General features: G+C 67.1%; 1 protein-coding gene. It reads right to left on the bottom strand.

What is annotated here, in order from left to right; genetic code table 11:
• Window positions 1-7: 7 nt before the first annotated feature.
• Window positions 8-1,035: IS30 family transposase (locus ACH4ZX_RS40340; RefSeq protein ID WP_398283924.1), on the bottom strand; the 1,028-nt coding region annotated here is incomplete at its 5' end.

Genomic DNA, 1,035 nt, shown 5'->3' with positions numbered 1-1,035 from the left:
GGCGAGTTCAACCGGTCGTTGCAACACCGGGCTGCTGTAGTGAGCGTAGCTGCTCCTCGAAGACCTCGGCCGGGGTCTTCCAGCCGAGGATCTTGCGGGGTCGGTTGTTGATCGCCAGGGCGACGGCTTCGAGGTCCTCGGCGGACCACCGGGACAGGTCGGTGCCCTTCGGGAAGTACTGACGCAGCAGCCCATTCGTGTTCTCGTTCGTGGGTCGCTGCCAGGGCGAGTGCGGATCGGCGAAGAACACCTTCGTCCCGGTCTCGAGCGCGAACTGGGCATGCCCGGAGAGTTCCTTCCCGCGGTCCCAGGTCAGTGTCTTGCGGAGCTGCTCAGGTAGCTTCGTCATCGACACCGTCAGGGCAGTGTTCATCGCGACGGCGCCGTAACCGCCCAACGCCGGGCCGTTCTTCACGGGCGGCACCTCGCCCCAGCCCTCCATCCTCGGCAGATGCACCAGGAGGGTGGATCGGCTGCTGCGCTCGACGAGCGTGCCGATTGCGGACCGGCCCGTCCCGATGATCAGATCGCCTTCCCAATGCCCCGGGACCGCGCGGTCTGCGGCCTCTGCAGGACGTTCACTGAGGACGACATCCGCGGTGACATGCCCTTGCGGCTTGTTGCGTGACCTCGACCGAGGCTCTCGAAGCGCCCGCCCGGTGCGCAGGCAGGCGACCAGCTCACGCTTGAGCGCACCACGGCCCTCGATGAACAGCGACTGGTAGATCGCCTCGTGGCTGATGCGCATGGACTCATCCTCGGGGAAGTCGGCCTTCAACCGGTGCGCGATCTGTTCCGGGCTCCATGCTGTCGCCCACCGCCTGTCTTGCCGGTGCGGCTTGTTCAGCCCTTTCCACGGAGGCGTCTGCGGTCCTGCGGCGACCGTCCCGTCAGGCCGGTGAACGTTCCCCGACAACCTCTCCTGAACGTACTCCCGCAACCGGTCGTTGCCCAGGAGCTTCGCGCTCTTCGGGCGCTTGGCCGCCTGCTGAGCCTTCCACTGGGCGACCGTCGCGCGGTACTCCTGCTTGCCGC

This window comes from Streptomyces sp. NPDC020490, assembly GCF_044335305.1.
Classification (GTDB): Bacteria; Actinomycetota; Actinomycetes; order Streptomycetales; family Streptomycetaceae; genus Streptomyces.
The sequence above is the reverse complement of the archived record's forward strand: the minus strand, read 5'-3'. Positions and strand labels throughout refer to the sequence as shown.